Raw genomic sequence first — 6,330 nt, 5'->3', positions numbered from 1 at the left:
CGTCATGAGTGGACGGGCGGGACGCCCATCCCACTTTCAAGAGTGGAAGTTATTTAATTCTCATTCCTTAGCAATTACCCCTTCCCAAATTTATTTAAGATAGCGAACCAAATACATATCCAACTCCCCTTTATTTTTAGCATAAATTTTGCCTCGGTATTCGCATTCAAAAAAATCTCTAACTAATTCAAACGTGTCGTGAGAGATATTGATATTTCCAGGGACACCGGAAGATTCCATCCGAGATGCAGTATTAACTGTATCTCCCCAGACATCATAGGAAAACTTTTTATTGCCAATTACCCCAGCCAGTATTGGGCCTGAATGAATGCCAATGCGGATATCCCAATAAGCAATGTTTTGTTGAGATTTCTGTATTTTTCGCAAATCCATGAACTGTCGAATTTCTAGGGCAGCAAGTACAGCGTCAAAAGCGTGTGTTGGGCGAGGCGTAGGGATTCCGGCCGCGCACATATAGCTGTCACCAATAGTCTTCAGTTTTTCCATAGAGTATTTATCCATCACGCGATCGAAATAAGAAAAACAATAGTCTAGTTCGTCAACTAATTCTCGCGGCGTCATTTTTTCAGATAACTGAGTAAAGCCTTTAAAGTCAGTAAATAAAACCGATACGTTATCATAATAAAGTGGTTCCACTTTGCCGTTATTTTTGAGTTCCTCAGCAATCTCAACCGGGAGCACATTCAACAGTAGCCGATCGGATTTGTGCTTTTCGGCATCGAGTTCGGAATACAGCCTATTTATTTCTTTAAAACGTTCAGCATTGCGGATGGCTGAGGATAGTTGCAAAGCCAAAAGATAGCCAATTCGCAAGTCTTCTTGAGTGTAAGCTCGCGGCTTGGTTGTGGCAAAATTAATGGTTCCTAAAACCTTACCTTCGCTTTCCAAAGGAAGGATTATTTGCGAAGCGTAGGGGGATAAAATAGCAGTAGCACCCGCTTCTTGAATTAATTGAGGTTGACGTGTGTTGAAGGCCTTGTGAATAGGGCCGCCCTCTGGGAGGGCTGCAATATCTACAGGAATATGCGGGCCAAATAAAGTCATGCAAGCATTAGTGCTGTGCAGGCAAACGCTACAGTGTTCAAAGTCGAGCAACCATTTGGCTTGCTTGCCTACTACCCGCAAAATCTGGCCCAGATCGAGGGTGCGGTTAATGGCTGTGGCAACTTCGTTAACGGCGGAAATGCGGATGGAAAGGGCTTGAGCTTCTGCTAACAAACGGCGGGCTGTCAACAGAAGTTCTTCTCGATCTTGATCTTCTAGCCGATCGCCCATAATAGGGGTATACAATGTAGATTACAAAGCATCTATTTCCAGGGCTATTGCATCCGTATATCGGTTGACAAAGCTAAACAAGTCTGCTGTCGCAATAATCTCAAATATTTCAGAATCATCTAGCCCTAAATCCCGCAGGTTTTGGTAATCAGTTTCTGTCACTTCCAGGGGTTTTGTAGCAGCGAGCAAGCCAAAGGTAATTACGGCTTTATCACGTTTTGGCAAAGGGCAATTGGCAAAGTCAGAAACTAGGGTTCGCAGTAGTTCTTCGCTCATCCCCAAGGCTGACAATCCGTGCAGGTGAACTTGGAGAGCGTACTCGCTATTATTTGATTGGGAAATAGCGACGCCGACCATTTCTTTAAGCGTGCGGGGTAAGTCTCCTTGCAGAATGGTTCCCCGGAATTTTTTCCAATTTGCTTCTAATATGTCAGGGTTGATTGCCATTGACTTGAACAGGTTGGGGACGATGCCAAACCCCAATTCTGTCAAGATTTCTTCGTACACTGCTTTGGCTTTAGGATCTGTAAGTTGCTCGTATTCTATAAGTGGAAAGTGTGTCATTTTTTTGTTGAATTTTACGGCAATTAACTGGGTGATAATTTACGTTTTTGTTATGTAATGCTACTCAAAGGTCGATCTTACGACAGATATTGGCTTGAGTCGGATTGATAATAAAATGCACCGCTGTCAAAAAACCGCGAATCATGAAAATGAGCTAGCAACAAATCGGATTTTTGAGGCTGGATTAAACCTGTAATTATAGCAGTAACAGGCTCCCATAAAATTCTGTTGCGATCGGGTTTTACGACTAATTTTAGATGTTTCCAATGGTTGTTGTCAAGGATCGGCAATTCATCGGGCGCGACGGCGTGAAATCTTACCACAACTCTTGAATTAGAGATGGCTGTTCGGTTCGCTAATTTTTAGGTAAAAAACACTGTTCGATCTCACATCTTGCACCATTGTCAAGAACAGGCTTTTCGGCCTGTTCCACAAAGAGTGAATTTTCTTGTGGAACAGGCCGAAAAGCCTGTTCCTAAAAAGCTTATTGAGAATGGTGCAACATCTCAGTTCGATCGAACTCCACAAATGGCCGCAATCTTATACTCCGGCGCGCACAGGGGAAGAAATAAAACGCTGTGCGATCGAGTTTATTGAATTAATCAGATGCTCGATCGACAACCCATGCCCCAGATCAGCTAGGCTAACGCCGGCGACTGGAGTTATCATGGGTAAACTGTAAACTTCTATCATTGTCGCTGCATTTGCTATGAACCCTGCCCTGACTCAATTTGGCGCTCAGATGTCCCACCTCACGGGAGTTCGGGCAATTATGAAAGATATTATTGAAACACTCCGAGCCGGCAGCGGGCAGGAGTTTATCAATTTGAGCGCCGGAAATCCGGTGATTTTGCCGGAAGTCGAGCAGTTGTGGCGCGACTGCACTGCGGAACTTTTGGCGAGCCCGGAATACGGCGAGGTGGTTTGTCGCTACGGTTCCAGTCAAGGTTATCAGCCCTTTATCAATGCGGTGTTGGCGGATTTTAATCAGCGTTACGGACTGAATTTGACCGATCGCAATATCCTAATTACTCCCGGAAGTCAATCGATTTACTTCTACGCAGCCAACGCTTTCGGCGGCTACACCGCACCCCCCCCATCCCCCCCTTACCAAGGGGGGGCTAGGGGGGGTAGCCTTAAAAATATCGTGCTACCGCTGAGCCCAGACTACACCGGTTACGGCGGCGTGAGCTTGATTCCCGAAGCGGTAGTCGCCTGCAAACCTACCCTCGATATTGATGCGGCCGCCCACAGGTTCAAGTACCGCCCGGATTTCAGCCAATTGTCGATCGACCAAACCACCGGTTGCGTCATTTTTTCCCGTCCCTGCAACCCCACCGGCAACGTTCTCAGCGACGACGAAGTGAAGAAAATTGCCGATTTAGCGGCCGCTTTTGACGCGCCGGTGTTCGTGGATTCCGCCTACGGCCCTCCGTTCCCGTCCTTGAATTTTACCGAAATGACGCCGATTTTTGGTGGCAATATCGTGCACTGTATGAGTTTGTCGAAAGCCGGATTGCCGGGTGAAAGAATCGGAATTGCGATCGGCGATGAAAAAATCATTCAAATATTAGAATGTTTTCAGACCAATATGTGCATTCATTCGCCGAGATACGGACAGGCGATCGCAACTCGTGCTATTGCTTCCGGCGCTCTTGCCGATATTTCCATCAACGTAATTCGCCCGTACTATCAAAGCAAATTTGCGATCGTAGAAAGCACTCTAGAACAAGCAATGCCGAAAGATTTACCGTGGTTTTTGCACCGAGGCGAAGGAGCAATTTTCGCATGGTTGTGGCTGAAAGATTTGCCAATGACTGATTGGGAACTGTATCAAGAGTTGAAGAAAGTCGGCGTAATTGTGGTGCCAGGAAGTTCTTTTTTCCCCGGTTTGCGGGAAGATTGGCAGCACAAACATGAGTGTATACGCATCAGTTTGACTGCAACAAATGATGAGATTGAAACTGCCATGAAACGCTTGGCTCAAATGGTAGAAAAGCTTTATCAGTCTTGATTTCTGATACCAAATCCGGCGAAATCCACCCCCTTTATGATGCGGCGGTTGAAACCGCTGTCGAGAGTCAAACAAAGTCCGAGTCCGATCGAGTGACCGCGATTAAAAGGGCGGGTTTTTGAGATTGTCAATTATTGACAGATATTTTTCGTGAACCCGCCTCTACCGTATTAGGGGTAATCGACCGGACATAATATCAAAAGCGATTTCAATCGCCGACTCTGATCGAGGAGTTTTTAACAATTAAACTACCCGATAAACAAAACTCAGAGTTGCCCAAACATTCACATCCAAAGCCAAATCATCCGTCGATAGCCCCACTTTCTGTACCCCCGGAATGCTAGCGGCGTGCAAATCTTCGAGTACCGCCCGCGCCACATTTAAAGGATTCAACAGCACTCGAATTGGCTGGGCATCCCTCGTTTGCTGGATCTCGGCTTCTATTGCAGCTAGAGTTCGATCGAAGGTAGTCTCACTAAATATAATCACGATTTCCGCAAGTCCGATCGGCGCAGATACCGGCCACCCGATCGTCCCAGCCGCCGGCACGGTCAAATTCTCCCCCGGAGCGATCGGCCGCGACATTCCCCCCACAGCGTCTTTGCCCTCAGCGCCCAGCACAGACAGCCGTCCCCCGCTGTCCGAGCCAAACACCGCAAAGTAAACCGGGCGATCGCTGTCGTTATACAATCTGCACTGAATTCGGCTGCTGTTGCTCACACTTAATATATGATCGCGGGCGGATTTCTCACTTTCTCCGCTCAGCGGTTCCAGCCGATAATCACCGCCGGCCCGCACCGGCTCTCGCTGCGCCACAGCCCGCGCTTGCGGTGCGGTAGTTGCCAGAACCGCCCGCACCTTCAGGCGCGAAGACCCCTCATTGGCTGTCAGCCGCAGCAACTTCCCAGCGTGCAGCGCTTTCAACTGCGGAGTCAAGCGCTGCACCGCCACCTTAACTGCTTCTCCCCCGTCGCCCTCAGTATCGGGAATCAGCGTTTGAGCCAAAGAAAACAAACCGTAACGGCTGGGATACAAAGCAGGCTCGTGAGCCGAAGAAGTTTCGGCTAAAGTCGTTTCCGGGACTCTGCCGAACCGACAGTCAGCCAATTGCTCGCTGGCTACCGCCGAAACTTGCGGCACAGTCGCAAAGGCGCTGGTAGCGTCCACCCGCTCGATGCGTTCCAAACCCGAGTCCAAAGCTACTGTCAAACCGATGTTTCGCGGCAAAACCCGAATTTCTTCCCTCACCACTTCGCCGACTGTTAATTGGCCGTCTGTTTGAGCAGACCCATCTAAAACTTGGGCTTTAGCAGAGAGGCCCGTGCGTCCCCGCAGCAACAGCCTCGCGCCCTCGGAAGAATCCACAGCAAACACAGAACCCCCGGAGCACTCCAAAACCGAGGGCGACAACCCCCCCAGCCACAACTGCACAGTTTTGCCCCCCTCTTCCACCGCCGTCACAGCGCCGTCAGATGCAGGGGAATTGAAGATTAAATTTGAAAAATTCACCGCCGGCGCGATTGTTAAATCGTGATTGAGAATTTGCGGTTGCTGCGATAACCCCGCCAGCTTGCTGTAAACATTGCCCGCAGCGCGACTGAAACTGACGCTGAAGCTGCTAGCGGGAGTTGCCCACCACAAAGTTTGGGTGAGGGCGTAGGTAAACAAACCTGCGGTAAATCCGTCCCACTCTTGTTCGGCGGCGAGTTGGGAATTCGCGCCTGCGGCAACTACGGCGGCGGCAGGACGAAGATTTTTGCGGGTTCGGAGGCCTTGGGCAAACGTTAATTCTGCGAGGCGAGGCTGGCCGATGGTGGGGCGGGGGCGGGAGCGAATGCGAAAGTTACCGTTTTTGGAGAAACCCGGATAGGGGTAGCTGGTGTCGAGGATGGCGATCGCATTTTCTGTCGCGAGCGATCGCATCAACAGCAACAGCGTTTCCTCTAAAATATCGTTCACCGCCCGGTTGGCTAACAACGGCAAAACATCATCCGCCGGCACCAAACTGTTTTGGATTTTTCCGGGAGACTCGCCCAAACTGACTCGGCTACCGCAGCCACTAAAGTGAAAAACTACCACGTCACCGGGTTTTGCTTGTTGAGTCAAGTGAGTCACAAAAGCCGTCTCGATATTCTCCCTCGTAGCTTGAGCGTCAGTCAAAGTCAAAATGTCCGACGGCACAAACCCAAACCGATATATCAGCAGTTCCCGCTGCATTTCCACATCCGTGACGCAGCCGTGCAGGGGCGAGTCTGGATATTTGTCAACGCCCACCAACAAAGCCAATTTCCTGGCTGTCGGTTGCGCTAAGGCTTGGAGGTAGCCATCGCCCAACTGCAGCCACAGGGCCTCGCTGATTCCGATGGCGGCCAGCACCCGGCCAGCTTGCTGCAAAAATTCCCGCCGCTTGAGTCCCATTTTTAAATAGCTTTGAATTTTAAGTTGTGACTTTTTAG

The 6,330-nt window shown here is 49.4% G+C and carries 6 protein-coding genes; 2 read left to right on the top strand and 4 right to left on the bottom strand.

All coding sequences use genetic code 11. The features are described 5' to 3' along the window. Positions 1 to 90: 90 nt before the first annotated feature. The 3 genes from QUB51_RS26985 to QUB51_RS26975 form a co-directional block, all read right to left on the bottom strand. Positions 91 to 1,311 carry an adenylate/guanylate cyclase domain-containing protein gene (locus tag QUB51_RS26985; RefSeq protein ID WP_333053875.1) on the bottom strand — a complete coding sequence of 407 codons (1,221 nt, stop codon included), beginning with the start codon at positions 1,309 to 1,311 and terminating at the stop codon, positions 91 to 93. A gap of 6 nt (positions 1,312 to 1,317) precedes the next feature. Beyond that, on the bottom strand, positions 1,318 to 1,860 hold the full coding sequence (locus QUB51_RS26980) for a peroxidase-related enzyme (RefSeq protein ID WP_333263997.1): 543 nt from the start codon (positions 1,858 to 1,860) through the stop codon (positions 1,318 to 1,320). A gap of 77 nt (positions 1,861 to 1,937) precedes the next feature. Continuing rightward, complete coding sequence (locus QUB51_RS26975) at positions 1,938 to 2,183, bottom strand: hypothetical protein (protein ID WP_333264001.1); 246 nt, start codon at positions 2,181 to 2,183, stop codon at positions 1,938 to 1,940. A gap of 127 nt (positions 2,184 to 2,310) precedes the next feature. Between QUB51_RS26975 and QUB51_RS26970 the strand changes: the two genes are divergently transcribed. Together QUB51_RS26970 and QUB51_RS26965 are read left to right on the top strand one after the other, a co-directional pair. Beyond that, positions 2,311 to 2,457 carry a hypothetical protein gene (locus QUB51_RS26970; protein WP_333264004.1) on the top strand — a complete coding sequence of 49 codons (147 nt, stop codon included), beginning with the start codon at positions 2,311 to 2,313 and terminating at the stop codon, positions 2,455 to 2,457. A 112-nt stretch (positions 2,458 to 2,569) separates the two neighbouring features. Next, positions 2,570 to 3,874 carry a valine--pyruvate transaminase gene (locus QUB51_RS26965; protein WP_333264007.1) on the top strand — a complete coding sequence of 435 codons (1,305 nt, stop codon included), beginning with the start codon at positions 2,570 to 2,572 and terminating at the stop codon, positions 3,872 to 3,874. A gap of 243 nt (positions 3,875 to 4,117) precedes the next feature. Here QUB51_RS26965 and QUB51_RS26960 read toward each other — a convergent pair whose 3' ends face one another. Next, positions 4,118 to 6,292 carry a caspase family protein gene (locus QUB51_RS26960; RefSeq protein ID WP_333233032.1) on the bottom strand — a complete coding sequence of 725 codons (2,175 nt, stop codon included), beginning with the start codon at positions 6,290 to 6,292 and terminating at the stop codon, positions 4,118 to 4,120. Positions 6,293 to 6,330: the final 38 nt, after the last annotated feature.

Source organism: Microcoleus sp. AT8-A3, from assembly GCF_036705675.1.
Lineage (GTDB): Bacteria > Cyanobacteriota > Cyanobacteriia > Cyanobacteriales > Microcoleaceae > Microcoleus.
The sequence above is the reverse complement of the archived record's forward strand: the minus strand, read 5'-3'. Positions and strand labels throughout refer to the sequence as shown.

What these genes read in the sequence shown, in the direction of transcription:
- QUB51_RS26980 (WP_333263997.1), bottom strand. Translation starts at nt 1,860, where the DNA reads ATGACACACTTTCCACTTATAGAATACGAGCAACTTACAGATCCTAAA.
- QUB51_RS26965 (WP_333264007.1), top strand. Translation starts at nt 2,570, where the DNA reads ATGAACCCTGCCCTGACTCAATTTGGCGCTCAGATGTCCCACCTCACG.
- QUB51_RS26960 (WP_333233032.1), bottom strand. Translation starts at nt 6,292, where the DNA reads ATGGGACTCAAGCGGCGGGAATTTTTGCAGCAAGCTGGCCGGGTGCTG.